The sequence below is a fragment of the uncultured Paraglaciecola sp. genome, assembly GCF_913058035.1.
Classification (GTDB): domain Bacteria; phylum Pseudomonadota; class Gammaproteobacteria; order Enterobacterales; family Alteromonadaceae; genus Paraglaciecola.
In genome coordinates this window covers 1-23754 of the sequence record NZ_CAJXPA010000067.1, presented here as the reverse complement: position 1 = coordinate 23754, position 23754 = coordinate 1, and the positions used below count along the sequence as shown (strand labels likewise).

The 23754-nt window shown below is 38.5% G+C and carries 23 protein-coding genes; 16 read left to right on the top strand and 7 right to left on the bottom strand.

What is annotated here, in order from left to right:
• Nucleotides 1-320: 320 nt before the first annotated feature.
• From ubiG to yfaE, 5 genes are all read left to right on the top strand, one after another.
• A complete protein-coding gene (ubiG, locus tag QZ562_RS10635; RefSeq protein ID WP_293759733.1) occupies nt 321-1037 on the top strand; it encodes a bifunctional 2-polyprenyl-6-hydroxyphenol methylase/3-demethylubiquinol 3-O-methyltransferase UbiG in 717 nt (238 codons plus the stop codon).
• Entirely contained in the window at nt 1038-1694 is a 657-nt protein-coding gene (locus QZ562_RS10630) for an HAD-IA family hydrolase (protein WP_293759731.1), read from the top strand.
• Nucleotides 1695-2185: 491 nt separating this feature from the next.
• A complete protein-coding gene (gene nrdA, locus QZ562_RS10625; protein ID WP_293759729.1) occupies nt 2186-4501 on the top strand; it encodes a class 1a ribonucleoside-diphosphate reductase subunit alpha in 2316 nt (771 codons plus the stop codon).
• Between the two features lie 64 nt (nt 4502-4565).
• Nucleotides 4566-5696, top strand: a complete 1131-nt coding sequence (nrdB, locus tag QZ562_RS10620) for a class Ia ribonucleoside-diphosphate reductase subunit beta (protein ID WP_293759727.1) — start codon at nt 4566-4568, stop codon at nt 5694-5696.
• Between the two features lie 5 nt (nt 5697-5701).
• Complete coding sequence (gene yfaE, locus QZ562_RS10615) at nt 5702-5971, top strand: class I ribonucleotide reductase maintenance protein YfaE (protein ID WP_293759725.1); 270 nt, start codon at nt 5702-5704, stop codon at nt 5969-5971.
• Between the two features lie 48 nt (nt 5972-6019).
• Here the strand turns inward: yfaE and QZ562_RS10610 are convergent, their stop codons facing one another.
• The 3 genes from QZ562_RS10610 to dapA all read right to left on the bottom strand — a co-directional run bounded on the left by QZ562_RS10610 (nt 6020) and on the right by dapA (nt 9283).
• Nucleotides 6020-7123, bottom strand: coding sequence for a phosphoribosylaminoimidazolesuccinocarboxamide synthase (locus QZ562_RS10610; RefSeq protein ID WP_293759723.1), 1104 nt, complete (start codon nt 7121-7123; stop codon nt 6020-6022).
• Between the two features lie 102 nt (nt 7124-7225).
• On the bottom strand, nt 7226-8335 hold the full coding sequence (gene bamC / locus QZ562_RS10605) for an outer membrane protein assembly factor BamC (protein WP_293759737.1): 1110 nt from the start codon (nt 8333-8335) through the stop codon (nt 7226-7228).
• A gap of 66 nt (nt 8336-8401) precedes the next feature.
• Nucleotides 8402-9283: a 4-hydroxy-tetrahydrodipicolinate synthase gene (gene dapA, locus QZ562_RS10600; RefSeq protein WP_293759721.1), complete on the bottom strand. Its 882-nt coding sequence runs from the start codon at nt 9281-9283 to the stop codon at nt 8402-8404.
• 156 nt (nt 9284-9439) lie between these two features.
• On the opposite strand from dapA, the gene QZ562_RS10595 reads away from it, so the two are divergent.
• Together QZ562_RS10595 and bcp are read left to right on the top strand one after the other, a co-directional pair.
• Nucleotides 9440-9976, top strand: a complete 537-nt coding sequence (locus QZ562_RS10595; RefSeq protein ID WP_293759719.1) for an ACT domain-containing protein — start codon at nt 9440-9442, stop codon at nt 9974-9976.
• Between the two features lie 45 nt (nt 9977-10021).
• Complete coding sequence (gene bcp / locus QZ562_RS10590) at nt 10022-10486, top strand: thioredoxin-dependent thiol peroxidase (RefSeq protein WP_293759717.1); 465 nt, start codon at nt 10022-10024, stop codon at nt 10484-10486.
• A 64-nt stretch (nt 10487-10550) separates the two neighbouring features.
• Here bcp and QZ562_RS10585 read toward each other — a convergent pair whose 3' ends face one another.
• Complete coding sequence (locus QZ562_RS10585) at nt 10551-11618, bottom strand: AI-2E family transporter (protein WP_293759715.1); 1068 nt, start codon at nt 11616-11618, stop codon at nt 10551-10553.
• A 159-nt stretch (nt 11619-11777) separates the two neighbouring features.
• On the opposite strand from QZ562_RS10585, the gene QZ562_RS10580 reads away from it, so the two are divergent.
• Both QZ562_RS10580 and QZ562_RS10575 read left to right on the top strand, forming a co-directional pair.
• Nucleotides 11778-12353 (top strand): hypothetical protein, encoded by a 576-nt coding sequence (locus QZ562_RS10580; protein WP_293759713.1) that lies wholly within the window; start codon nt 11778-11780, stop codon nt 12351-12353.
• A gap of 111 nt (nt 12354-12464) precedes the next feature.
• Entirely contained in the window at nt 12465-13919 is a 1455-nt protein-coding gene (locus QZ562_RS10575; RefSeq protein WP_293759711.1) for a M48 family metalloprotease, read from the top strand.
• Here QZ562_RS10575 and QZ562_RS10570 read toward each other — a convergent pair.
• Nucleotides 13905-14372 (bottom strand): TlpA disulfide reductase family protein, encoded by a 468-nt coding sequence (locus tag QZ562_RS10570; RefSeq protein WP_293759709.1) that lies wholly within the window; start codon nt 14370-14372, stop codon nt 13905-13907. The two genes, QZ562_RS10575 and QZ562_RS10570, sit on opposite strands and share 15 nt — an antisense overlap.
• Before the next feature lie 101 nt (nt 14373-14473).
• Here QZ562_RS10570 and arsC point away from each other — a divergent pair, with 101 nt between their 5' ends.
• Genes arsC through QZ562_RS10555 form a run of 3 tightly spaced genes read left to right on the top strand, consistent with a single transcriptional unit; the run spans nt 14474 to nt 15899 of the window.
• Nucleotides 14474-14827 (top strand): arsenate reductase (glutaredoxin), encoded by a 354-nt coding sequence (gene arsC, locus QZ562_RS10565; RefSeq protein ID WP_293759707.1) that lies wholly within the window; start codon nt 14474-14476, stop codon nt 14825-14827.
• A gap of 19 nt (nt 14828-14846) precedes the next feature.
• Nucleotides 14847-15440, top strand: coding sequence for an NAD(P)H:quinone oxidoreductase (wrbA, locus tag QZ562_RS10560; RefSeq protein WP_293759705.1), 594 nt, complete (start codon nt 14847-14849; stop codon nt 15438-15440).
• A gap of 21 nt (nt 15441-15461) precedes the next feature.
• Nucleotides 15462-15899 carry a DUF2069 domain-containing protein gene (locus QZ562_RS10555; RefSeq protein WP_293759703.1) on the top strand — a complete coding sequence of 146 codons (438 nt, stop codon included), beginning with the start codon at nt 15462-15464 and terminating at the stop codon, nt 15897-15899.
• Between the two features lie 6 nt (nt 15900-15905).
• On the opposite strand, the gene hda is transcribed toward QZ562_RS10555, so the two are convergent.
• Both hda and QZ562_RS10545 read right to left on the bottom strand, forming a co-directional pair.
• Nucleotides 15906-16625 (bottom strand): DnaA regulatory inactivator Hda, encoded by a 720-nt coding sequence (gene hda, locus QZ562_RS10550; protein WP_293759701.1) that lies wholly within the window; start codon nt 16623-16625, stop codon nt 15906-15908.
• Nucleotides 16613-17728 carry a DUF2066 domain-containing protein gene (locus tag QZ562_RS10545; RefSeq protein ID WP_293759699.1) on the bottom strand — a complete coding sequence of 372 codons (1116 nt, stop codon included), beginning with the start codon at nt 17726-17728 and terminating at the stop codon, nt 16613-16615. Before QZ562_RS10545 ends, hda begins: the two co-directional genes overlap by 13 nt.
• A gap of 214 nt (nt 17729-17942) precedes the next feature.
• Here QZ562_RS10545 and purM point away from each other — a divergent pair, with 214 nt between their 5' ends.
• From purM to fadE, 4 genes are all read left to right on the top strand, one after another.
• Nucleotides 17943-18980, top strand: coding sequence for a phosphoribosylformylglycinamidine cyclo-ligase (gene purM / locus QZ562_RS10540; RefSeq protein ID WP_293759697.1), 1038 nt, complete (start codon nt 17943-17945; stop codon nt 18978-18980).
• 30 nt (nt 18981-19010) lie between these two features.
• The gene (purN, locus tag QZ562_RS10535) at nt 19011-19673 is read left to right on the top strand and encodes a phosphoribosylglycinamide formyltransferase (RefSeq protein ID WP_293759735.1); all 663 of its coding nucleotides are present in this window, start codon (nt 19011-19013) and stop codon (nt 19671-19673) included.
• Entirely contained in the window at nt 19660-20403 is a 744-nt protein-coding gene (locus QZ562_RS10530) for a DUF3108 domain-containing protein (protein WP_293759695.1), read from the top strand. The genes purN and QZ562_RS10530 overlap by 14 nt, the downstream gene beginning before the upstream one ends.
• A gap of 175 nt (nt 20404-20578) precedes the next feature.
• Nucleotides 20579-23050: an acyl-CoA dehydrogenase FadE gene (fadE, locus tag QZ562_RS10525; protein WP_293759693.1), complete on the top strand. Its 2472-nt coding sequence runs from the start codon at nt 20579-20581 to the stop codon at nt 23048-23050.
• Nucleotides 23051-23754 lie beyond the last annotated feature (704 nt).

Here is a 23754-nt window from a genome sequence, read left to right as displayed (position 1 = left end):
TTAATTGGAAGAATTTCATGGGCGTGTTCAGTCATATACAGCCTTGTCCCTAGTCGTTATTATTAGAATATTAGTTAAGTAAAATTCGTTTGGTCAATTTTAAGCTAGGACTTAAAATTAGGTTTACGTTTTCACCCAAATTTATCTTTATTTTCAACCTTTAGATTCTATCACCTACCAATTAAAATGAATAGACGGAAGTCGCGCCAATAGTGAGTAATCAGTTAGTGAATTAACATATCTGCGATTTTATTTGCCCAAATAGTAGATTAAGATAGAGGAAGTTTCAGTAAAATTGATAATTAGGACAAATGTGTAACATGCAAAATAAGCAAAATGTCGATCATAACGAGATCCAAAAGTTTTCTGAGTTAGCTTCACGATGGTGGGATCTTGCTGGGGAATTTAAACCTTTACATCAAATTAATCCTCTAAGGACAAATTATATTCATCAACATTGTGATGGCCTGTTAGCGAAAAAAGTATTAGATGTAGGGTGTGGTGGTGGAATTTTGGCTGAAAGCATGGCATCCCATGGTGCACATGTAACGGGCATTGACATGGGTGAAGCTCCCCTAGAAATAGCGCGTTTACACGGATTAGAGTCAGGTCTAAAAGTGGATTACCAGCACACTACAGCCGAAGAATTCGCCGATAAACATCAAGCTCAATTTGATGTAGTCACTTGTATGGAGATGTTAGAACATGTTCCTGATCCTAGTTCTGTAGTCAAAGCGTGTTATCGCTTAGTCAAACCAGGCGGACATGTGTTTTTTTCTACTTTAAACAGAAACATTAAGTCTTATTTGATGGCTATAGTTGGCGCTGAATACATAATGGGGTTGGTTCCAAAAGGCACTCACCAACACGACAAGTTTATTAAACCCTCAGAACTCATATCTTGGATTGACGATACACAATTAGTGGTGCAAAGAATGATTGGGCTACATATGAACCCCATAAATCAAGAATATTATTTGTCAAATCAAAATGTTGACGTTAACTACATGATTCATTGTCAGAATAGTGATTTTTAGATGATACAAAAACCTAATGCAATATTGTTTGACCTTGATGGCACTTTGCTGGACACCGCTAGAGACTTAGGAAACGCGCTTAATCAAATACTTCGCGAGTTAGAACGTCCAACAATTGCTTATGAAACTTATCGTAACATAGCTTCGGATGGCGCCAAAGGTATGCTCGAATTAGGTTTTGGGGAAGAGCTCAAAAATTATGACTTTGTTAGTTTACGTCAGCAGTTTCTAAATTATTACGAAAGCAACATCTGTGTAGATACTGATTATTTTAATGGCGTTGAAAATTTATTGTTGGCACTAAATCAAAATAATATTCCTTGGGGCATAGTTACCAATAAACCACAATTTTTAACCCTACAATTAGTTACCTCATTTCCGCTACTACAGAATTGTGCAGTGATTGTCAGCGGTGATACCTTGAGCCAAAGAAAGCCCCATCCTTTACCTCTATTGCATGCTGAGGCAAAACTGAAACTTACTTCACCAAGCACATGGTATATAGGTGACGCCGAGCGAGATATTCAAGCGGCTAATGCTGCCAATATGGTTAGTGTAATTGCTCAATATGGTTATATCTCAGACATGCAACAAACACACGGCTGGAATGCACACTTTAGCATTCAAGCTCCTTGCGATTTACTGGCTTATTTCTAAGCTAGTAAATTGGTGGGAATTTCCATCTAAACACGACATCTTGTGCTTATTGTTCATTTTTACCCCTATATATCGATAAATAATAACTCACGTTTTTTTACTTTTAAAAAAGATTAAGAAAAAATTCATCCTTATTTACTTCTTGCATTTCTAATAAACGAAACTCAAAAGGCGCTTTTAGGTGAGTCACTACTAACCTTTAAGTTGCGGCAACGCTATCGCGCACAAAACCACCACATGTTGGGTTGCATTGTTACTGAAACCGCACTATCTTGTGTTCTATCGGTTATTAAGGCACAACTGAAATATCTACACCAAAAGCAATGCGATGCTAGATTAAATATGATGTCAGTTCCCGAAGATTGTTGAATTTAAAAAAGTGTCGGATTTAACAGATATACCGAAGGTTTAGAGACAGCATCTCTTACGACACAAATTCGCGCTAAATAGAGTTTTTAGCGACTTAAAATATTAAAGTAATGGCTAAATACATGAATAACAATTTATATGTCACCAAACGGACAGGTAAACGTGAGATTATCGAATTGGATAAAATCCACAAAGTAATCGAATGGGCAGCGAAAGGGTTAGATAACGTTTCTGTTTCTCAAGTAGAAATAAAAGCACACATTCAATTCTACGATGGTATCAAGACTGCTGATATTCATGAAACATTGATACGCTCTGCCGCTGACCTCATATCAACAGATTGTCCAGACTATCAATATTTAGCCGCGCGATTAGCTATATTCCACCTACGTAAGAAAGCCTACGGTTGCTTTGAGCCTCCTGTTTTAAAAGACCACGTTAAAAGCATGGTTGATAAGGGAAAGTACGACCCACATTTATTGCAAGACTACAGTGATGCCGAATTTGATGAAATGGAAAATCACCTTGATCATTGGCGTGACATGGATTTCAGTTATGCAGCAGTTAAACAACTTGAAGGGAAATACCTGGTACAAAACCGTGTGACAGGTGAAATTTATGAGAGCGCTCAATTCTTATATATATTAGTAGCGGCATGCTTATTTGCTAATTATGACAAAGACATCCGTATGGATTACGTCAAGCGTTTTTATGATGCAACCTCAAAATTTAAAATTTCGTTACCCACACCTATTATGGCTGGGGTTAGAACCCCTACTCGTCAATTCAGCTCTTGTGTGCTCATTGAAGCAGGTGACAGCCTTGATTCAATTAACGCAACAGCAAGCGCAATAGTAAAATATGTGAGTCAACGTGCAGGAATTGGAGTCAATGCGGGGCGTATTCGTGCATTGGGCAGCTCTATTCGCGGTGGTGAAGCATTCCACACTGGTTGTATTCCTTTTTATAAGCACTTTCAAACGGCTGTGAAAAGCTGTTCTCAAGGTGGCGTTCGTGGCGGCGCAGCAACCTTATTCTATCCTTTGTGGCATCTAGAAGTTGAATCGTTGTTGGTATTAAAAAATAATCGTGGTGTTGAAGAAAACCGCGTACGTCACTTAGACTATGGTGTTCAATTTAATAAGTTGATGTATACCCGCCTTATCAAAGACCAACATATTACATTATTCAGCCCATCAGATACACCAGGCCTATACGAAGCATTTTTTGCTGACCAAGACGAATTTGAACGTTTGTATGTGAAGTATGAAAATGATGAAAACATCCGTAAAAAGCATATCAAAGCAATTGAATTATTCAGCTTGTTTATGCAGGAACGTGCCAGTACAGGGCGTATTTATTTGCAAAATGTTGACCACTGTAATACTCACAGCCCGTTCAACCCCAAATTGGCGCCGGTTCGTCAGAGTAACTTATGTTTAGAAATCGCTTTACCGACTAAACCTCTGGAGCATATTAATGACGAAAACGGCGAAATTGCATTATGTACATTATCCGCATTTAATTTAGGTGCGATTAAAAATCTAGATGAGTTAGCTGGACTATCAGACCTAGCTGTTCGCGCACTTGATAGCTTGTTAGATTATCAAGATTACCCTGTTCCAGCGGCCTTAAACGCTTCGATGGGTCGTCGTACACTTGGTATAGGTGTGATTAACTTTGCTTATTATTTAGCTAAAAATGGTGTTAAGTATTCAGATGGCAGTGCTAATGGCTTAGTACATAGAACTTTCGAAGCAATACAATATTACTTAATGCAGGCGTCTTGTAATTTAGCCAAAGAAAAAGGTGCTTGCCCTAAGTTTGATGAAACCACTTATTTTCAAGGCTTAATGCCAATTGACACCTACAAAAAGGACTTGGACAAAATTTGTGACGAGCCGTTACATTGTGATTGGGATTCTCTCAGAGCTGACATAAAACAATATGGATTACGAAATAGTACGTTGTCGGCCTTGATGCCCTCAGAAACATCATCACAAATATCAAATGCCACAAATGGAATTGAACCACCTCGCGGTCATATCAGTATAAAGTCCAGTAAAGATGGTGTGTTAAAGCAAGTGGTGCCTGAATACGAAAAACTTAAAGATAAATATGAGTTGTTATGGGATTTACCATCAAACGATGGTTACTTACAACTTGCAGGTATTATGCAAAAATTTGTTGACCAGACAATTTCTGCTAACACCAGTTACGACCCAAATAAGTATGACGGTGGCAAAGTGCCTATGAAACTTTTACTCAAGGATTTACTGACCACCTACAAATTAGGGATCAAAACCCTGTACTACCACAACACACGTGATGGCGCTGATGACCCGACTCAGCAAGAACTGACTAGCCAAAAGTTCGTACCAAAAGAAGTGGTAGAGGTAGAAGATGATGATTGCGCTGTCTGCGCTTGTACAATATAGATTCAGTAAGCTGCTGAGGCAGCTTTTTCTGACTGGCTTGAATTTTTAATGGCAAAATTAAATTATGAAATATACAACTTTTAATCAAGTAAATAATAATCCACTGACAGAACCAATGTTTTTTGGCAACCCGGTCAATGTGGCGCGTTATGACCAACAGAAACACCCAATTTTTGAAAAATTGATCGAAAAACAAATCAGCTTCTTTTGGCGTCCTGAAGAAGTCGATGTAAGTAAAGACAGAGTAGATTTTCAAAAGTTAAGCGAGCCAGAAAAGCACATTTTTATTTCTAACCTAAAATATCAGACTTTGTTGGATTCTATCCAGGGTAGAAGCCCAAACATCGCTTTTTTACCCATTATTTCTATACCTGAACTAGAAACATGGGTAGAAACGTGGTCATTTTTCGAGACTATACATTCTCGTTCGTATACTCATATCTTACGTAATTTATTTGGCGACCCCAGTAGCATTTTTGAGGATATCGTTGAAAACGAAGAAATCAAAAAACGTGCGGCAGATATATCCAAATATTATGATGATTTGATTTTTGCTACTCAATTATGGCAAACATTAGGTGAGGGCACACATCAGGTTAAAGGTGAAACTCATGTTATCACCATGCGTGCGCTTAAGAAAAAGTTATATCTGTGCATGAACTCAGTTAACGCCCTGGAAGCTATACGTTTCTATGTATCCTTTGCCTGCACATTTGCGTTTGCAGAACGTGAATTGATGGAAGGTAATTCGAAAATAATACGCTTGATTGCTCGTGATGAAAACTTACACTTAACCTCTACTCAACATGTGCTGAACTTATGGGCTAAAGGTAAAGACGACCCAGAAATGGCCGAAATCGCTGAAGAATGTAAAGAAGAAGCCACACAAATATTTCTTAATGCCGTACAACAAGAGAAAGAATGGGCCGCATTTTTGTTTCAACATGGTTCGATGATTGGTTTAAATAAAGAAATCCTATGTCAGTATGTCGAATTTATTGCTAATCACCGCATGTCGGCAATAGGTTTAGGACAGCCCTTTGATATAAAGAATAATCCTCTACCGTGGATGAATAATTATTTAAGTTCTGACAATGTTCAAGTTGCACCTCAAGAGTCTGAAATAAGCTCCTATTTAGTGGGGCAAATTGACTCTGAAGTCAGTGCTGAAGATTTTGGTGATTTTGATTTATAAACCGTATGAGTAAAAATAGTGACAGTTTTATGGTGGCCATAAAAAACCATCAAACTGTCCAACATTCACCCAATAATACTTTGCTAGAGACCATCGAGCAAAACAAAATTGAAATTCAGTATCATTGTCGTGAAGGTTACTGTGGCGCTTGTAGAAGTAAATTAGTTAGCGGGAAGGTAGAATACACTACAGATCCATTGGCGTTTATTGACGATGATGAAATACTGCCCTGTTGCTGTATTCCGGTTAGCAATATTGAAATAGAATTAGCCTAGTTAATTGCTAAGAATTACGAGTTACACAAAAATTCTCTTAGTAAACAGTCAGTCTATTAGTTGATAATCATCCTGTAAAATCTGGATGATTTCAGCTTTAGGGTTTCTATTTAACAATAAAGGAGTTCCTGTGATCTTTTCTGCAATTTCGATATAAGTCTTGGATATTTGCATCAAGACCTCTACAGGAAGGGCATTATTTTTCGCTAATTCCCGGCGCTCTGGCATGCGCTCTTTGTTCAACAATATGTCAGGTTCTGGGAAGTAACTCAGTAATAGCTGTCGAAACCCTTCTTTAGAATTTTCCACTACCCTACCTTGTGAATATTGGTGTGCATCCCAAATCCTGGATGAATCTGGAGTACCTACTTCATCCATATAAATCAACTTGCTGTTTCCATCCAAACCTTTTACGTAACCAAACTCGAATTTAGTATCAACAAACACTTGCCCCAACTCAGCCAAAGATTGGTTAATCAGTGCAAAACCTTCAGTTAATAGTTTTTCATACAAGGCAACATCACTTTGTTTTTCGAAGTTAAACGCTGAATAGTTATCAAGAATATTCTGTCGGCTGATATTCACATCATCTGCTTCAGGTACGTCGGGAATGCCCTTTAATATCCCTTTGGTAGACGGAGTCATTAGTAAGTTAGCTAATTGATAATCTTGGCGAAGACCTTCTTCAAGCACGATACCACAAAACTCTCTTTCTCCTTTTTCATAAGCACGCCACATTGAGCCAGTGATATACTGACGACAGATAGCTTCAATCATCACAGGTTTGGCTTTTTGTACTATCCACACAAAAGGATGTGGGATATCGAGAATGTGACTATCAGCAAGGCCTTGTTGTTTAAACAACGTAAACCAATGATTAGAAATAGCATTTAAAGCAGCACCCTTTCCGGGTACTCCCAACATGCCATCTTTACCGTGCCAGATACAATCAAAGGCTGAGATACGATCACTGATAACCATAATGGCTAAAGGAGTATCAATTGGCACAGGATAAGCTTTATCTTCAATTAAACGACGACTGTCTTGCTCAGTTAACCAATAAACGGAGCGAACTTTACCGCTATGCACCGGAAGTTCAGTTCGGATAGGTAGGTCATCATTAACCGATAAAATTGAATCCGCAATCGACATGCTATGCCAACTCCTTAGAGTAAAGAATGAACGAGGTTTTGAAATAATGCTTATTTTAAGTAATATTATTTCTGGTCGTGTTAACGACCAGAAATAAACATATTATATATCTAGATCGTCGGCCGACATCGTTTTAAAAAACGTAGGGAACAAATCTGTCAGTTTATTGACCGGAAAAGGATTACTCTCATCATCTAACAATGTAATGGAAGTTTTTTTGCCCAAAGTTTCAACCTTAATACGATATTCCTGAGGCTCTAGGTCCATTTCATTCTTGTCACTAGACCAAATATTGCTCCACCAACCGTCTTCAGCGCCATTGTATTTGACAAATAACAGACCGTTAGACTTGTCATAATCTTTTACATCAAAGCCTAACTTTCTCAATACAAGTAACAATCTTGGCCAAGTGATATCATAATCAGCGTCAACTACAAAGGCAGGCTCTCCATCACTATCAAAGCCTAATTCCATCTGCAAACCCTCACGAATTTGACGAAAACGTTTTACGCTAGCGACCTTATTCTCGAATTCATAGTTCTTCACCACCTTGTTAAGTATATCGACTTCGTTGCGTCTCTTATCCTTAACTTGGGTTATCTCTATACTTTTAGCATCGAATTTCTCTCTGTAATCCAGCAACTCAACACTGAGTGATGCCGTTCTACCGTGAGTTTTTTTGTTTAGGGAAAATTCAAAACGTTGGCCAACAGTTTTTTCTGAAGTGGACCAGCTATACCATTTACTTTCCTCGCTTTCGTCTTTCACCACCCAATCTGTGGTTAAACGCTGTTTATCCTTGTCAAATGAATCGACTCCCACACCTTCGGTTTCCAAGAAACCGATGAGAGAATTCCAAATCGCAGTATCAAGAGGTAAACTGTCATCTACCTGATCAAACCAAACAATGGCATTTTTTGAACCGTCTTCTATGTGGGAGCCTGATACCACCGGCAATACCAATGATGGCGACTGCACACTCAATCCTTTACCCATTGAATCTAGTGGCGCCTCTTCACCTAAATCTGGAAGTTTAAAAGCATCATTAAAATTGGGTGTATCTACGTCATCTGGAATTTTTATTTTTTGCCCAGGTTGTTCTTCGACATAATCAAATGAACCACTAGCCACTTCTCTTTCTTCTAATGAACTACACGCTGATAACAAAGTGATTGACGTCACACAAGCTGTTATCACTATTTTTTTTATTATTGTGGCTGTTTTCGCAGTATTTTCTACTACACTAAACAGCTTAAATTTATAGGTCACGCTATCTCCTTAAGATAATACGCCAGAACTGCGCATGACTTGTTCGATATGATTTTGGCTAACTAGTTCCGATTCAACTAAAGGTAATCGTAAAAAAGCTGAATTAATCAGCCCCATTTTATGCAAAGCCCATTTAGGTAACACAGGATTAGGCTCAATAAATAGAGCACTATGTAAGCCAACGATTTGTTTGTCTATCTTTTCTGCCAATAAAAAGTTTCTAAGCCGTGCGGCATTACACATATCAGCCATTTGTTTAGGCGCAACATTGGCTGTTACTGAAATCACTCCATGGCCGCCGTTTGCGAGAAACTCACAACCGGTTAAGTCATCTCCACTTAGCAACAGAAAATCGTCATCAACAAGTTTCTGAGTAGCTTTTAAGCGTGACATATCACCTGTCGCATCTTTTAAACCAATAATTTTAGGATGAGTTGATAGCTCCGCCACTGTCTCTGGCAACATATCAGCAACTGTGCGACTGGGCACATTATATAATAATACTGGCAAGTCAGTGGCATCAGCAATAGCAGAAAAGTGCGCCACCATGCCTTTTTGTTGTGGCTTGTTGTAATACGGCACAACACTTAAAAAACCTTCAATGCCAGTGTCTGCCATCTGTTCACTCAGAAATATTGCCTCTGAAGTGGAATTTGCTCCACTACCTGCTACCACTGGTATTCTTCCTTGAGCATATTCCACAGTGCGCCTGACCACTTCTATATGTTCAGAAAAAGGTAGCGTGGCAGACTCACCAGTCGTACCAACAGACACTATGCCATGAGACCCATTTTGAATATGAAATTCAACGAGCACCTCTAATGATTGATAGTCTATTTGTCCGTTTTCATACATTGGCGTAATTAACGCCACAAAACTGCCAGTAAACATGTGTTATCCCCCAAAAAATTCGCGTCTTATGGTAAAGATCTGGTTCCCTAAAAACAAGCACTGAATGGCTCAATTGATGGATTAGAATTGAAACTGGATCAACCTGCCTAAAATCATGTATGTTATCATTCATTAAAAGTAACGAATTGGTTAAAAATGCCGCAACAACTCATCATTACCATACTGGGTTCAGACGAATTTGGCGTATTAAGCACATTAGCAGACACTGTCTCTGGAGTGGGCTGCAACATTTTGGATAGTCGCCAAGCCATTTACGGCCAAGACTTTTCTCTCACTATGATTATCGAAGGCAGTCAGAGTGCTATCACTCAGGCTGAATGTTTGTTGCCACAAACTTGTCAGAAACACAATTTGTTGTCTATGATGAAGCGCACCAAAAGGCACTGTAAACAAAATCTCGAACACTTGGCAGACGTAATTATTCGTGGTGAAAGCACACCCGGACTGATTGACCAGATCACTGTATTTTTCAAACAACGTAATATATCTGTCAGCGCGTTTAGATTAAAGTTTTTAGAAAAGGATGGGAACGATTCTGTTGGTGACAAACATATGAAGTGTAAAATGGTTATTTCTATTCCACATGAGCTCGAAGTTGAAAAGATCGAACTGGCTCTTCAAGAACTTTTACAGCCACTTAATTTACAAGGTTCGATTAAACAAAATCATTAATAAACTGGTGTATTCCGTTTCTTTTCTAATTTAAGGTCAATTATAATGCAAATACTCAAAGCAGGTGATGTCGCTCCGCAGTTTTCATTACCCAATCAAGATAACCAAAAAATTTCATTAGGCGACTTTGCCGGTAAAAAAGTGTTGATTTATTTTTATCCTAAGGCCATGACACCAGGATGTACCATTCAGGCGCAGGGATTGCGAGACAGTCAAACATCATTGGCTGCGTTAAATGTTGAAGTATTAGGCGTCAGCCCTGATGCAGTTAAAAGGTTGCCTAAATTTATAGAAAAAGAAAGCCTTAACTTTACTCTTTTATCCGATGAAGACCATTCACTAGCGGATGCATTTGGTGTATGGGGTCTAAAAAAGTTTATGGGTAAAGAATACGATGGTATCCATCGTATTACCTTTTTAATTAATGAATATGGCCATATAGACTATGTTTTTGACAAGTTTAAAACCAAAAATCATCATGAAGTAGTATTGGCGTATCTACAAAGCTAATTACATGTAAACAAACGTGTGAAAATTTATAAGCCGGAGCCATTAATAGTTTGGCTCCGTTTGGTTACGTCTCAGGCGATAATTCCGATGGACTTGACCATGCATTAGCAACAGCCTTAACCAGTGTTGCCAGAGGAATAGCAAAAAACACGCCCCAAAATCCCCACATCCCACCAAAAAACAATACTGCAATAATGATGTATACAGGGTGCAGACTGACGGCTTCTGAGAATAATATTGGTACTAATACATTTCCGTCCAAGGCTTGAATAACGCCATAGGCAACCATTAAATACCAAAACTCAGGTGTTAGTCCCCACTGAAACAAGGCAACTATAGCAACAGGTATTGTCACAAATGCGGCACCTATATAGGGTATAAGTACAGAAAAACCTACCAATACGCCCAGTAACAAGGCATAACGAAGGTCCATAAAAACAAACGTTAATGTTGATACAGTACCAACAATAATAATTTCAATGACCTTGCCACGAATATAATTAGCAATTTGCAAGTTCATTTCAGTGCCTACTTGTTTGATAAGTCTGCGTTCACTAGGCAGTAAAGAGGAAATGTTGGATACCAACATTTGTTTATCTTTCACCATAAAAAAAACCATTAGAGGCACTAATATCATATAAATTAATAAAGCACCTAACCCACCTAAAGAGCTGAATGATGCGGATAATAATTGCTCTGCCAACACCACTACTCTGTCGTTTATACCGTCCAAGACATCTTGAATTTGGTTCAACTGGACTAGCTTTGGATAAGTTTCAGGTAATTTTAACAGCCAAAGCAATCCTTGTTCCCAAATCTGTGGCGTTTCTTTAATCAAATTGATACTTTGCTGTGCAACAATCGGCACCAAGCCTATAAAGGTTAAAATTGAAACACTGATAAAACCAAATAACACCAACATTGTGGTGTAGCCTCTAGATAAGCCTAACTTACATAGTTGTACAACAGGCCAATCTAACAAATAAGCGATAACGGCAGCGACTATAACAGGCATTAAAATTCCGCCCCAAACAGCCAATAACAATGAGCTGATAAGTAACAGCAATAACAACATCATTGAGTCAGGATCTGAAAACTTTCGCTTATACCATCGTCCAAAAACGTTTAACATCTAGTATCCTTGTGTATTAATAGGCAGCACCGAACTTCAGGTTGCTGATGATAGTCAAAGCACATATTTTCTTACGAATATTATCGCACAACAGTTACCCAATGAAATAGCACTTAGACTAGATTACAGGAATATTATGAGAATAAAGAGAGGCCATATTTGCAATTAGATTGGACATGTCGTTTTAGCAACGTGAAAGCTATCTTGCAATTAAAAAAATCACTTAATCTTGGAGAGATCAGCGACCATTTTAAAATAATAGCCAACAAACTATTGGAATTAGAGGGTACATTTACTGACGGTTTTGAAAATAACATTAAGCATTTGCTGAATAATAAAAACTGGAATTTAATTAATTGTAAACAAGGTAAACCCTCAATTTCCTTGAGGAAATGTTGTAACCAACATGCATTTGAGCTGTTTTGTTTCCCAATGATTTGTAATGAAGCTCGGGCAGTTGTTAAGTCTTGTGACAAAAACTCACCCTTTAAAGATTTTAATCCCTCTAATCTCGGACCGCTTCTGAGTATTCCCAAATTAAGTAACTTTGTCAGCATAACAGTCCGTTGTGGTGACGAAGCGGATATAGAATTAATTAAATACACCCACATACTAATAGAACAATTGGCACATTTGTTAGGAACGTTATTACACGTTGCTGAGAATGACGGGCAAACAATAAAAGAGATTTTTTTTGCTGCTGAGAAACAATTAAAAGATCTGAAAAAAACTTAATATTTAAGGTAAAGTTGAACTAATCCATTGGTAATTGATCCATAACATACGTAAGTATTTATCGATTAATACTTTTATGTAATCTAGACAAACTTAAATTTGACCTACTCTATGATAAAAACCATTGCTAACAACGTTGTTTCTGCTTTGAGTATATTTGTACTAAGCACTATGTCCGTTAGCGCAGAGAACACAAAGAATAATTTACCAGAAATAGGTGTGGTCGCATCTAGCGCCATCAGCTTAGATAAAGAAGTGCTGATTGGCGACGCGCTTATGCGTCAACTGCGGGGTCAAGCGCCTATTATCAATGACCCGTTGTTAGATGAATATATTCAAGACATCGGGAATCGTTTGGTTGCACAAGCAGATAATGTGAAATTTCCCTACAAATTTTTTATTATTAACAGTCCAGATATTAATGCCTTCGCATTTTTTGGTGGGCATATAGGTATTCATACTGGACTTATTTTTAATGCCAAAAACGAGTCTGAATTAGCCTCCGTTCTAGCCCACGAAGTAAGTCACGTCACTCAAAGGCACATAGCCCGTAGTATTGAGGCTAGGCAAAAGTCATCACCTTTGCAAATAGCAAGTCTGCTCGGAAGCATATTGTTAGCAGTAGTCAATCCTGAAGCAGGTATGGCAGCTATATCTGTTAGCAATGCAGCATCAGCACAATCTTCAATCAATTATACGCGACAAAACGAAAAAGAGGCAGACAGGGTTGGTATAGGTATACTTGCTGATGCAGGATTCGACCCGAATGGTGCCAGTAGCTTTTTTAGTATCTTAGCTGAAAAAAACCGGCTTAAATCAACACCATTAGCATTTTTACTTACTCACCCTTTACCTGAATCTAGGATTGCAGATGCACGCACGCGAGCAGCATTATTTAGGCAACGCAATGTACCTGAAAGCATCAACTTTCATTTAGCTAAGTCAAGAATTTTGGCTCGCTATTATGCTAATCCTAAGCGGAATATCGAGTACTTTTCTGACATATTACAAAGGCAAAGCTATGTGTTTAAGCAAGCTGCTGAATATGGCCTAGCTTTATCTTATTTAGCCGAAGAACAGTTTGAACCTGCCCTCGAGCTAATAAATGGCCTTTTACAACCAGAACCCAATAATCTCTTCTATTTGGATGCCTATACTGACATTGCTATTGGAATGAACCAACATCAAAAAGCGATTGATAAATTATCGGCACAAATTGTTCATACACCTTTCAACAGAGTGTTAACTTTAAATTTGGCTAATGTGTTGATTAAAAATAAAGATTTTGCAAGGGCTACAACATTACTAAAAGATTATTTATTAATCAATCCAGATAATTTACTAGCTTACGAGTTACTTTCAGATGCTTATAGCAACAGCGAGCAAAAATTAGAGATGCATCAAGTTAAAGCCGAGGTGTATGCATTAGTTGCAGCTTATCCAAGGGCAATTGATGAGTTACATAATGCCTACAATTTTGCTGATGAACGTAACATTGAAAGAAAACGCATAAGAGCCAGAATTGAGCAATTCAGGACTGCGCAAGAGCGATTACAAAGTCTTTAACAGATTAATGGTGTTCATCAGTTTTTCAGCGCTTTGCTCACCTTTTAGTTGTTTTCGCACTTTACCATCAGCATCGAGTATAAACGTTGTTGGTAAACTATTAGGTGGATTGTCCCATGGAAGATTATATAGTTTTTCTATGATGGGAAATTGAATATCGTATTTTTGTCGAAGGTTTGTGAGCTGATCTTTATTTAATGGGTCAAAACTTACAGCAAAGATATCTATCTCATAATTATATTGATGATAAAAATGATTTAACTCAGGCATTTCGCGCAAACATGGTGCGCACCACTCGGCAAAATAATTGACCACTTTCCAATTCCCTTGGGAATGACTCCAACGCTGTCCTTGTCCATCAAGTGTAGTAAAATCGACTTTTAAGTTTTGCTGAGTCAGCACACCAACCAGCAAAGCCACTAGCGCAGCAAGTAAAATAACGATTTTTTTCAAAATAACAATGTCCTAAATGCGGGTTACTCTCGTAACAAATTCATTAAAATGTAGAATACTACTTTTCTACACGATTTCTCATTCAAAGTGCAAAGAATTTTATGACAGACTTGAAAATATTACACAACCCTCGGTGCTCAAAAAGTCGAGAAACCCTCCAGTTACTTCAAGATAGAGGGCTTGTGCCACACATTATTGAATATTTAAAGACACCCATCAGTGCAGATGAGCTGGCACTTATTGTTAGTCAATTAGGTTTTTCTTCGGCGAGACAATTAATGAGAAAAGGTGAAGAAGCTTATAAACAACAAAATCTAACTAATTTATCTTTAACAGAAGATGCTCTGATTTGCGCAATGCTTATTTCACCCAAACTAATTGAACGACCTATTGTCATATTTAATGGCAAAGCTGCAATTGGACGCCCCCCTGAATCTGTGTTGGACATTTTATGAGTCAAAATTTGGGTGTGCTATGAGTAAAGTAGTACTAATTCTATATTACAGCCGGCACGGCGCAACCCAAACGATGGCTAACAGCATTGCGTTAGGCGTCGAAAAGTCGGGGCTTGAAGCTCGTTTACGTTGTGTTCCTGAAGTCAGTGACAATTTGCAAAGTATGCAACATCCTGTACCTAATACAGGCGATCCTTATGTGGTAAAACAAGACTTAGATGATTGTTGCGCACTGGCACTAGGAAGCCCAACACGATTTGGTAATATGGCAGCGCCTTTAAAGTATTTTTTAGACGATACCAGTGCGCAGTGGTTAGCAGGTACCTTAGAAAATAAACCCGCTTGCGTTTTTACCTCCACATCCAGTATGCACGGCGGTCAAGAATCAACCTTACTTACCATGATGATCCCTTTGTTTCACCACGGCATGATATTATGCGGGTTGCCTTACTCAAACCCAGAATTACATACCACCTCATCTGGAGGTAGCCCATACGGCGTTACACATTTGGCTCAAGGAGATAACAAAAGCAAACTCACTTTGGAAGAACAAACATTGTGTATCGAACAAGGCAGAAGGCTGGCAGTACTCGCAGCAAAATTAGACCATTAACCTGTAAACGGGATAAGTAACATGACATTTGACAGTACATTTTTTCGAAAATTAACCTTAACAAGCTATATTCTTTTAATTGTTTGGTTAGTGGTTTGGCATTTTTTCTTAACCATAGACAAAAATACCTCAACCATATTTACTCTATTGTTTTGGATAGTACCGATTTTACTGCCGGCTAAAGGTCTGATAGAAGGCAAGCCCTATACTCATGCGTGGGCCAATTTTATTATCATGTATTATTTGTTGCATGGTTTAACCGCTGTTTACGCTGTCGAAGGAGAGCGTTTGTATGCCTTAGTTGAGATTATACTGTGTACTCTACTTTTTACCGGTTGTAGTTTTTACGCACGTGTTAGGGGTCGTGAGTTGGGCTTGGGTATTAGAAAACTAAAAGAAGAACTTTTAGAAGAAAAGCAAGCTTTCGAAGGCCACAATAGTGGTATTGATAATAAATGAGCCGCTCTACAGGTTTAGAATAGCCTTAACAAAAGGTATGGTGAGTTTTCGCTGTTGTTTGAGTGATTGCTCATCAAGCATGTCCAATGACGCTATCAAAGCCGGCATATCACGCTGCCAATGATTGACAAGATATTTTGCCACATCCTTCGACATGTTTAATCCTCTATGCTGAGCTTTAACTATTAAGGCCTGCCGCCTCTGTTCGTCTGTCAGTGAATAAAGTTGAAAATTAGTGCCCCAAGACAATCTAGATATAAGATCAGGTAACTCTATAGATAGGTGTTTAGGCGGTTGATTTCCTGTTATCACCAAACAGCCGTTATTTTGTTCTTTTACCCTATTTATTAAATCAAATACCGCTATCTGCCAAGCACTTTCACCTTGCAAGTTTTCAATATCGTCAAGACAAATCAAACGGTAATGTTCGAACCCTAATAATACATCTGGAGACATATATTGCTTTTCATTAAAGCTTAAATAAATACAAGTCTCACCTACTAATTCTGCCTGTTGACATGTGGCATACAACAAATGACTTTTACCCATTCCCGAGTCAGAAAACAGATAAGTTAGCCAACTATTGACATTTTTAGTTTCAAATTGGCTAAATAATGCATTTAAGTGACTACAAGCTTGAGCATTTTGGCCGGGAATAAAACTGGCAAATGAATCGGTGTCTTTTAAACCTACAGGCAATGACAGCTGGTTATTTACTTGACCCAAAAGAACTCCAAACCAGCAACGGGTTGACCAAAATCATCAACAACAGGTCTAATTTTATTATCCAAACTTAGGGCGTTTGATAAGTCATCAACGTCACCCAGTAAATCCAATTCAAAAGTGGCACGTGGACCTTGTTGCATTACCAAAGTAGCATGATTAACAACGCTCAAATTTTCTAGAGCATTTAAAGCCTGAATATAATACGTCAGCGTGTCGATGTTGTTGACGACAACTTGAATTTTATTATCTGTTCGCTCAATTTGAGAAAAATCAATTGCGTATTTTAAAGATAATTGGTCAGCCAACGCATTGACTAAGTTCTCAGCAATGATCAATGGATTATCTCCTTGAACTTGTCCAGCCAATAAACTACCACCTTCTATCATGGTCCAGTCAGCTGTCCATAGTGAGCTAATCTCCACATTTCTACCACTACTTATAACAGCATCATCAGAAAATTGACTATCAGTGAGGTAAATCCTTGCAGAGAGCACAGAAGGAACGGCATAACGATAACTAGCTTGGGAAATCTGAGTACTAAAACCACCCCAAATATCATATACGCCCAAAGATTGAATATCAGCAAGGTCCCACAAAGGAACCATCAAAATAATTCCTCTTTGTGCAGCTCGTTTGTTTAATTGTTGATAAAGTTCAGAAAATTCAGTTGGCATAACAATTTGCCTTGCTGAATCAACAGATGGTTTGATTGCTAACCAAATTATCGAGTCTGGGCGCCTTTTATCCCAAACGGGAAAACCAGCACTACGAATTATATTTTCTACACGTTGAGGATCAAAACTTATTACCAAAAAGAGTTGGGCTCCTTGCTTATCATAACTATAAGATCTGACAAAACGAGTTGCATTAACCACAGCACTTTTAATTTTTTGGTCAGTTAGTAAGTCGTTGTTTCCCCGGACTTTGATAAGCACTTGTCTAAAGGCTAAACTAAAGGCACTATTTTGTGTCTGCTGCGACTGATTATCAACGGCAATCTTAGCTTCATATAAATCGTCAATAACTGCAGCTTTGACGCTCTGCCAGCTTATTAGCGATACAAATAATAAAATTGTTAACAGAGGGTTTAATTTTATTGGCATCAAGGCCAATTCTCCTAAAAGCATATTTCAAAATATTCTATATGGACTATTGTGTTTTATTTAGGGACAAAATTCATCAATTGTTTATCAATCCATATACCAAAATTTCTTCAAAATAAAAATTCAAGGTTATTTGAGTCTATCTGTCGCTGGTATTATTTGTGCAAGCTGCTAAAATCCGCCCTCATTTTTGCGGCCATATTGGGGAAAGTTCGTGAGCGATAAAAACTCATCATTAAGTTACAAAGACGCTGGGGTTGATATTGATGCAGGTAACCAGCTTGTCGAAAGAATTAAGTCGGTCGCAAAAAAAACACACAGACCTGAGGTCAGGGGAGGCTTGGGTGGTTTTGGTGCTTTATGTTCGTTACCAGAAAAATATAAAAAACCACTTTTAGTATCAGGCACGGACGGTGTAGGAACAAAACTTAGGTTGGCAATGGACTTAAAACAACATGCCGGAATTGGCATTGATTTAGTTGCTATGTGTGTAAATGACTTAATAGTACAAGGCGCAGAACCTTTATTTTTTCTTGACTACTATGCCACCGGAAAATTAAATATAGAAACAGCAACAGAAGTTGTAACAGGTATCGGTAAAGGCTGTGAATTAGCAGGCTGTGCATTAATAGGTGGCGAAACTGCCGAAATGCCAGGTATGTACCATGGCGAAGATTATGATGTTGCAGGGTTTTGTGTAGGTGTTGTCGAAGCTGATGATGTTATTGATGGTTCACGAGTTGCACATGGGGATGCATTAATTGCCCTTGCTTCTTCTGGACCACACTCCAATGGCTATTCACTAATACGTAAAATTATAGAAGTGTCAGGAAGTGACACAAACGAAGCATTAGAAGGAACACCCTTATCTGAACATTTGCTTGAACCGACTCGCATTTATGTAAAAAATGTATTGTCTTTATTAGAACAAGTGCAAGTGAATGCCATATCACATATTACTGGTGGTGGTTTTTGGGAAAATATTCCGAGAGTATTACCCAAAGGAACGAAAGCAGTCATTGATGCGAAATCTTGGCAATGGCCAGCAATATTTAATTGGCTGCAACAAAAAGGTAATGTAACAACACATGAAATGTATCGTACATTTAATTGTGGTGTAGGTTTAATCATTGCTTTGCCTAGTGATAAAGCGGTTCAAGCTATTGATATATTGAATAATCTTGGTGAAAACGCATGGCAGATTGGGTATATAGAAAATAGTGACGCCGAACAACAGGTTGAGATTAATTAAGTGACCGAACAAAAGGCGCAAGAAACACAAATATCGGACAAAACACAAATATCTAAAAAGACTATTGTGGTGTTGGTTTCAGGCAATGGCTCAAACTTGCAAGCAATAATCGATAACATTGCGCAACAAAGAATTAATGCCAAAATCACAGCGGTTATTGCGAACCAAGGATCGGCGTATGGATTAGTTCGTGCTGAGAATGCTGGTATTCCTGCGCTTTTTATTGATCATAAAAGTTTTTCTAGCCGTGAAGAGTATGATACAAAGCTGGCATTGTGCATTGATGAGTTCAATCCAGACTTAATTGTACTTGCTGGATTTATGCGTATTTTTACCCCTACCTTTGTTGAACACTTTCAAGGTAGATTGTTAAACATACATCCATCTTTGCTGCCTAAGTACAAAGGATTGCATACCCACCAACGGTCGATTGATGCAGGAGATGATGAACATGGTGCATCAGTACACTTCGTCACTCCAGAATTGGATGGTGGACCAGTAGTATTGCAATCCAAGGTGCCAGTATTTGAACAACAGGATGCGCAAGAATTAGCCGAGCGAGTTCAACAACAAGAACGCCAAATGTACCCTCTTGTGATTAAGTGGTTTTGTGAAGATAGGCTGAAAATGTTTGAAAATAAAGCAGTATTAGACAACCAAATATTGGCTGAAGGAGGTTATGCAATTGGTTAAATCGATGATTCTTGTTTCAATGACCTTAATTTTGGGACTGACTTTTAGTACCCAGAACCGTGCAGATGCCAATACCGAACAGCTAGTAGGTTTTGAAGCGGGATACATCGTCTATCGGTTTGGAAGAAATTTAGGGAAAGCCAAACTAAGTCTTAAAGCTGACGATAACAATCAATATACATTAAATTATTACTCTAAAGTATCAGCATTTTTTCTATCAGACATTCGTTCTGAGGTCAGTTTTTTTTCATTCGACAATAAACAATTACAGCCTCAAACTTACGCTTACAATCGCAGCGGTACAGGTTCAGATAAAAGCACAAAAATTCATTTTGACGCTGAAAATTCAAAAGTTAAAATCAATCAGGCACAACCGATAAAATGGTCAGGGCAATTAGATAACCAACTCTATAGGTTAGACGTACAACTAAAGCTAGCCTCAGGAGCTCGTGAATTTGTCTATGATATTGTTAACAACAGAGGAGAGTTTCGCCATTACGAGTTAAAAGTGGTTGGCAAAGAACAACTTGACTTACCTTTTGGCATGATTGAAGGCATCAAGGTCAAAATTATGCGCAAAAACTCCTCAAGAGAAACCATTGCTTGGTTTTCTCCTCAATTAAATTACCAGTTGGTTAAGTTAAAACAGTTTAAAGATGGCGATGAACAAGGTGAAATCCGTTTAAAATATTTTACCTCTGACAATTCACAACTTGATAGTAAAAACTGAACGTACTAGCCAAACATAGTCTATTTTAATTACATGCATTACCATTTTAAATGATATTTATTCACTAAAACTAACTATTCAAATGATAGTTATAAACGTCACCTTAGACTTGATTTTCAGCTTGCAAAAATATATTGTTGAAACTCTGGTCTGACCTCTCTTTATTGGAGCATTTATGCAAATCTTAATTTGGTTTTTATATGTGACGGCAACGTTAGGTGCTGTGAGCTACTTTCGAGTAAAGTTATTTAATGCAACCGTCGCAATTTTTTGCCTATTAGTACTGGGGAGTATTTTAGGTGTAATAGGAGGATTTACTTGGCTAACATTTTTTATCGTAGCTTTGCCTCTTAATATCGAATCTGTTCGCAAAGAATATATTAGCAAGCCCATTCTAAAAATATACAAAAAAATCATGCCTGAAATGTCGAGCACAGAAAAAGATGCTATCGATGCAGGCACTGTCTGGTGGGATGGTGAGATTTTTAGTGGCAATCCAAATTGGCAAACCCTACATAACATTTCCAAGGCTCGTCTAACTCAAGAAGAGCAATTCTTCTTAGATGGTCCGGTAGAAACGGTATGTAAAATGTGTGATGACTGGGAAGTCACCCATAAAAATGCTGATCTATCTGAAGAGGTCTGGCAATTTTTGAAAGACAATAAATTCTTTGCCATGATCATCAAAAAAGAATTTGGTGGCTTAGACTTTTCTGCTTATTGCCAATCCCGTGTCTTACAGAAACTATCTAGTGTGAGTGCAGTTTTATCTACCACAGTAGGAGTACCTAATTCATTGGGTCCTGGTGAGTTACTGCAACATTATGGAACTGAAGAGCAGAAAAATCATTATTTACCTCGACTAGCCGTCGGAGATGACATCCCTTGTTTTGCACTTACTGGTCCAGAAGCAGGTTCGGATGCAGGCTCATTGCCTGACAGCGGCATAATCTGCAAAGGACAATGGAATGGCGAAGAGATAGTTGGCATGCGCCTTACGTTCGACAAACGCTATATTACCTTAGCCCCAGTTGCAACTGTAATTGGTTTAGCATTCAAGATGTATGACCCAGACGGATTAATAGGTCGTGAACAAGACTTAGGTATTACTTGTGCACTTTTACCCAGAGATACAGCAGGCATGCAGATTGGTAACCGTCATTTTCCACTTAATGTGCCCTTTCAAAATGGACCAATTAGAGGACAGGATATTTTTGTACCATTAGATTATATTATTGGTGGCACTGACATGATCGGCCAAGGCTGGAGAATGTTAGTTGAATGTTTGTCTGTTGGTCGTGTTATCACTCTTCCATCAGCGTCTGCAGGTGGCGCTAAAAGTATCGCCCTAGCAACGGGGGCTTATGCCCGTATTCGTCGTCAATTCAAAATGCCGATTGGAAAAATGGAAGGCATAGAAGAGATGTTAGGACGTATCGGTGGCAATGCCTATTTAATGGACGCCGTAACTTCTTTTTCAACTAAAGGCGTAGATTTAGGTGAAAAACCTTCTGTTATATCTGCTATATGCAAATATCATTTAACAGAAAAAATGCGTCAGGTGGTGAATGATGCAATGGATGTTCATGGTGGTAAAGGCATTATGCTTGGACAGAACAACTATTTAGGCCGCGCTTATCAAGGCGCACCGATTGCAATTACCGTTGAAGGTGCCAACATCTTAACCCGTAACATGATGATCTATGGACAAGGTGCAATGCGCTGTCATCCATATGTGTTGCCAGAATTATTAGCGGCCAGCAACCCTGATGTAGACGCAAGTTTAGAACAGTTTGACCAAGCAGTATTTGGACATATTGGGTTTGCTGTCAGTAACTTGTTCCGCAGTTTATGGTTTTCATTGACAGGCGCACGTTTGACTCATACACCCTTTACTGATGAAACCGCAGTCTATTATCGTTCCATGCAACGATACAGTTCCAATATGGCCTTTCTATCTGACATTTCCATGGCTATATTAGGCGGAGAATTAAAACGCCGTGAACGTATTTCAGCTCGTCTAGGAGATGTATTAAGTTATTTATATCTTACCTCGTGTGTGTTGAAGCGTTTTGATGACGAGGGTCGTAAAGTTGAAGATTTACCTTTAGTGCATTGGGCTATGCAAGATAGCTTACATAAACTAGAAATTGCTTTAGAAGAATTATTCGACAACTTTCCATCTAAATTAATGGGTAAAGCGCTCAAAATAATTGTTATGCCATTTGGTAAAAAATACAAGCGCCCTTCAGATCAGTTAGAACATGACATTGCCAGAATTTTACAAACTCCATGTGAAGCTCGCAGTCGTTTAGGTGCGGGTCAATATCTTTCTCGTGAGTCGGGTAATTTAATGGGAGATTTAGAGCAAACGCTAGAGAACGTTATCGCTGCCGAGCCTATTTATAATAAAATCTGTAAAGCAGCTAAACAACATTTACCTTTTACCGAGTTGGATAAGTTGGCAGATAAAGGACTTGAATTAGAAGTGATTACTGAAGAACAGGCCATACTGCTCAGAGAAACAGAGAAAGGTCGATTACGCACTATCAATGTTGATGATTTTAAACATAGTGAACTAGTACAAACGATTGAGAAAGAGAAAGAAAAGCCGAAAAGAAAACTACGAACTACCAATACGGCTTAAGCATTATGCTAAATCCCTGATAATCAGGGATTTTTATTAATTATAAACAAAAGCACTCTGCGCGCTATCGTCCAGTGCGGCGTCCGTTGATGGTTTTTGAATTGGATCCCTGCAAGCCAGCTACTTTTTTTATAAAGTGCATCCAGTGCAACTGATGCAAGCACTTTACCTTGCAGGCCAGTCAAAGCTGTTCCATATTTATCCCGTAAATAGGTTCAACAGCAAAAAAGAGTATCCAGAAAATGCCGCTCGCTACTAAAGTTCTTAACCGCAAAAAATGACTTATTCTTTGGTCGTTACGAATGTATCCCTTCAAGCTCCACTCAAATGACTTCCCCGCGCGGCGTCCGCTGTCATTTGCCCCAAGAATAAGCCATTTTATGCTGAAACTTTACATGCGGAAAAGCAGTGGCGGGGCCACCAAAGCATGAGCTACGCTCACAGGGATTAAAGGCGGGGGTAAAATATTTACTTTGCCTTTTGTCGGTAAAAATAGTGGGGTCAAATGTAGAAAAAATGTACAAAAAATAACTGTTTACGTTTGATGGATATGGATATACATAGCAAGTGATTTGGAGTTAGTACACCATGCGCTTAATCGGGTAAAGGAATTGACGCTTATATATATTTTGATTCAATTCCTCATTTAATTTCTATTTTTCAACGGACCTGACCCCGCAGGTTTTGACCCCGCAGGTTTCTAG

Excerpts from the sequence above, each read along its gene's own strand:
- arsC (WP_293759707.1), top strand. The coding sequence starts at position 14,474 with ATGACAGACTTGAAAATATTACACAACCCTCGGTGCTCAAAAAGTCGA.
- QZ562_RS10530 (WP_293759695.1), top strand. The coding sequence starts at position 19,660 with ATGCAATTGGTTAAATCGATGATTCTTGTTTCAATGACCTTAATTTTG.
- QZ562_RS10585 (WP_293759715.1), bottom strand. The coding sequence starts at position 11,618 with ATGTTAAACGTTTTTGGACGATGGTATAAGCGAAAGTTTTCAGATCCT.
- wrbA (WP_293759705.1), top strand. The coding sequence starts at position 14,847 with ATGAGTAAAGTAGTACTAATTCTATATTACAGCCGGCACGGCGCAACC.
- fadE (WP_293759693.1), top strand. The coding sequence starts at position 20,579 with ATGCAAATCTTAATTTGGTTTTTATATGTGACGGCAACGTTAGGTGCT.
- dapA (WP_293759721.1), bottom strand. The coding sequence starts at position 9,283 with ATGTTTACTGGCAGTTTTGTGGCGTTAATTACGCCAATGTATGAAAAC.
- QZ562_RS10630 (WP_293759731.1), top strand. The coding sequence starts at position 1,038 with ATGATACAAAAACCTAATGCAATATTGTTTGACCTTGATGGCACTTTG.
- nrdB (WP_293759727.1), top strand. The coding sequence starts at position 4,566 with ATGAAATATACAACTTTTAATCAAGTAAATAATAATCCACTGACAGAA.
- QZ562_RS10575 (WP_293759711.1), top strand. The coding sequence starts at position 12,465 with ATGATAAAAACCATTGCTAACAACGTTGTTTCTGCTTTGAGTATATTT.
- QZ562_RS10595 (WP_293759719.1), top strand. The coding sequence starts at position 9,440 with ATGCCGCAACAACTCATCATTACCATACTGGGTTCAGACGAATTTGGC.
- bcp (WP_293759717.1), top strand. The coding sequence starts at position 10,022 with ATGCAAATACTCAAAGCAGGTGATGTCGCTCCGCAGTTTTCATTACCC.
- QZ562_RS10555 (WP_293759703.1), top strand. The coding sequence starts at position 15,462 with ATGACATTTGACAGTACATTTTTTCGAAAATTAACCTTAACAAGCTAT.
- yfaE (WP_293759725.1), top strand. The coding sequence starts at position 5,702 with ATGAGTAAAAATAGTGACAGTTTTATGGTGGCCATAAAAAACCATCAA.
- ubiG (WP_293759733.1), top strand. The coding sequence starts at position 321 with ATGCAAAATAAGCAAAATGTCGATCATAACGAGATCCAAAAGTTTTCT.
- QZ562_RS10545 (WP_293759699.1), bottom strand. The coding sequence starts at position 17,728 with ATGCCAATAAAATTAAACCCTCTGTTAACAATTTTATTATTTGTATCG.
- QZ562_RS10610 (WP_293759723.1), bottom strand. The coding sequence starts at position 7,123 with ATGTCGATTGCGGATTCAATTTTATCGGTTAATGATGACCTACCTATC.
- nrdA (WP_293759729.1), top strand. The coding sequence starts at position 2,186 with ATGAATAACAATTTATATGTCACCAAACGGACAGGTAAACGTGAGATT.